The following is a 3,014-nucleotide window of genomic DNA, read 5'->3' as shown; positions in this document are numbered from 1 at the left end:
AACTAGTACTTGCAGTATTAGCGACAGCCGTTTTAGCCGGTTGTAAAACGTCACCAACAGGACGTACTCAAATAGCGCTTTACTCAGATCAACAAATGAGTGAAATGGGTACTGCTAGCTTTGCCGAAATGAAAGCATCTCAGCCAATAAATAAAGACGCTAAAACAAATTCTTATGTAAATTGTATTGCTGAAAAAGTAGTGGCTGTATTACCAAAAGAATACGCGTCGCAAAATTGGGAAGTAGTGGTATTTGAAGATGAATCTGCTAACGCTTTTGCATTACCTGGGGGTTACATTGGGGTTCATACGGGCTTATTAAAAATAGCCACCAATCAAGACCAACTAGCAACAGTACTAGGGCACGAAGTAGGGCACGTAATTGCTGAGCATTCTAATGAACGTGTTTCACAAAGCTCTATTTTAGATACCGGTATGCAGCTTGGTAGTGCTGCACTTGAAATGGGTAATATTCAATACCGTAACGAAATTATGCAAGGCTTAGGTTTGGGCGCACAATATGGAGTTGTTTTACCATTTAGCCGCTCTCACGAATCAGAAGCCGATACTATAGGTCTGGATTTAATGGCACAGGCGGGGTTTAATCCACAAGAGTCGGTTACACTTTGGGAAAATATGAGTGCAGCGGGCAGCGGTACAACCCCTGAGTTTTTATCTACTCACCCAGCGCCAAGTAACCGTATTAAAAATCTACAAGCGCAAATGAGTAAAGCACTTAGCGAGCAAAGCACTGCTAAAGCACAGGGTAAAAACCCACAATGCACACTGTAGTTAAGCGCTTTACTATTTGAAGTAGTGTACGTTTAGTATTAATGCGTAATTAAAATAAAACCCCTGTAAGTATTTTACCTACAGGGGTTTTATTTTAGTTTTTAAGCGTGGTTATTCAGCAGCAAGTGCTTGTTTAAATACATTTTTAAAGCGTTCGAAATCTTCAATGTGCGGCAGGTGCCCTAAATTATCCAGTTCAAATAATTGTGCGTCAGGGATAAGTGTTGCAGCGTGTTTGCCTAATTTATCATATCGACCAAGCTCGTAATCAACACCGTCTTTTTTCCAGTTACGGCCAGGGCCGGTTCTATCGCGTGTACCAATAATTAATTTAACCGGTACTGCTAAATCTTTAAATTCGGTTATTACAGGTTGAGTGAAAATCATATCGTATGTTTTTGCATTTACCCATGCCATTTGTTCTTTATCTGGGCCTTGTATTTGCCCTGTTATAAAGTCGGTTAGGGCTGAATATGTGGTATTCCACTTACCATCGTAGTAATTTTTTTGTTGGTATTTTCTTACGCCTTCTGGCGTTTTTGAAAATTCGTTTTTATAGAAAAAATTTGTATCTTTGTAATCAACATACTGCAGGTAGTTTTCAAGCCCAATAGGGTTAAGTAAAATTAATTTACTAGTTGTGTTTGGGTACATTAGTGCAAAACGACTCGCTAGCATCCCACCCATAGAGTGCCCTAATACAATTGACTCTTTTATATTAAGTGAGTCCATTAACGCATGAGTATGATGAGCAAGAGCCGCAAATGAATACTGGTAATTAGTTGGTTTAGATGATTTTCCAAAACCAATTTGATCAGGAATTAATACGCCGTAGCCTAAAGATTGCAGGTATTGCGCAGTGGTAGTCCAGTAATCTGCATTAAAATTTTTGCCGTGCATAAGCGTCACTGTAGGCATGTCGGATTTGGTAGGCTTTAAGTAAATATACGCCATTTTAAGGGACTGTTTTTGTGACTCAATGTTAAAGTAATTTACTTTAAAGTCGTACTGATAACTGCTTAAAAGTGCATCATAAGAAAGTGAAGAGGTATCTTGCGTTGTGCTCGCTAATGCATTGTTTGTTAATAACAATAAAGTAGAAAAGCAAATAACTTTAATCGACGACATTTGGTTACTCCAATTAAGGACAAATAATATGAGCTCTAATATATAAAACTCAGAATAATTCATTATAGTAACCAAACATTAAGTACTATTCAATTGAGGCTTTGTCATGCTCAACGTTGTTTAATTTGGAGATGAAAAAAGCGAAGCTAAAAGAGAGCTTCGCTTATTAATGTAGAGTAAAACGAGTATCGTTAAAGCTTAAAACGTCCACTCAATATGGATTTGTGGCACTGACTCAGTGACTTCAGTACCTAGTTTATTGTGCCAGTATTGTAATTCCATACCCAACAGTAGTGTGTTTTCTTTCATTTGAAGAGCGTGGCCCATATCCCATACTAAAATAGGCTGTGCGAGTATCCACGCCTCTACATCGTTACCAAATTCATCTTCACGTTCTGCAATGTATTCAGCGTGGCCTTTAAAGCTAAATTTTTGTGAGCCAATAGTGAAAGGGTATTCAAAGGCAACATCAAGCATCCAGCTATTTGTTTCAATAGGAGCCCCGCCTTTTGCTACACCTTCACTATCGTCAATGTAAGCTGTGAATAGCGTTTGAAAAAAGTTAAACCCAGGTACATCCCAGCTTAATTTAACACCAGGCAAGTATTTCATTACTTTAGCGTCGCCAGCAACGTTAATACCACCGGTAAGGCCCACATCTAATAATGCGCCTGCGCCAATTTTTTCGCCGCTAATGGCCGATAAGCTTACCGTCGAATACCACTCACCATAAAAATCAGCATCTTGGTAACCATCATCGGTATCGTCTTTACTGTAATCGATAAAAAAGAAGTTATCGCCGTAATCGTAACCCGATGCATGTTGAACCGAGTAAACAGTGGTGTTTGACTCTTGCTCAGTGAATGGGTTTTTTTGGTCGCCATTATTAATATGTAGTGCTGTGCTGCTCCAATTAGCCGCAAAAGCAGAAGACGATAAAGCAATTGATGTAAAAGTAACGAGAGGAAGTAATTTTTTAAATTTCATATCTGTATTTAACTATAATTTTAGTGACACGCGAAGGCGCGCATTATAGCAAAAGTGATTGATATGTAGAGTATTATTTTAACATATGTTGCGGCTTACTTATTAAGC

3 protein-coding genes are annotated in these 3,014 nt (G+C 38.5%); 1 reads left to right on the top strand and 2 read right to left on the bottom strand.

Features of this window, described 5'->3' with window-relative positions:
* Nucleotides 1-791, top strand: a 791-nt coding sequence (locus tag H5072_RS15705; protein WP_182694051.1) for a M48 family metallopeptidase, incomplete at its 5' end; no start/stop codon positions are given.
* 111 nt (nucleotides 792-902) lie between these two features.
* On the opposite strand, the gene H5072_RS15700 is transcribed toward H5072_RS15705, so the two are convergent.
* Both H5072_RS15700 and H5072_RS15695 read right to left on the bottom strand, forming a co-directional pair.
* Nucleotides 903-1,919, bottom strand: a complete 1,017-nt coding sequence (locus tag H5072_RS15700; protein WP_024597205.1) for an alpha/beta fold hydrolase — start codon at nucleotides 1,917-1,919, stop codon at nucleotides 903-905.
* A gap of 198 nt (nucleotides 1,920-2,117) precedes the next feature.
* Complete coding sequence (locus H5072_RS15695) at nucleotides 2,118-2,906, bottom strand: nucleoside-binding outer membrane protein (RefSeq protein ID WP_024597204.1); 789 nt, start codon at nucleotides 2,904-2,906, stop codon at nucleotides 2,118-2,120.
* Nucleotides 2,907-3,014 lie beyond the last annotated feature (108 nt).

The organism is Pseudoalteromonas sp. SR45-5 (genome assembly GCF_014163565.1).
Classification (GTDB): domain Bacteria; phylum Pseudomonadota; class Gammaproteobacteria; order Enterobacterales; family Alteromonadaceae; genus Pseudoalteromonas; species Pseudoalteromonas distincta.
Note: the sequence above shows the minus strand (reverse complement) of the source record. Positions and strands in the feature narration are given on the sequence as shown.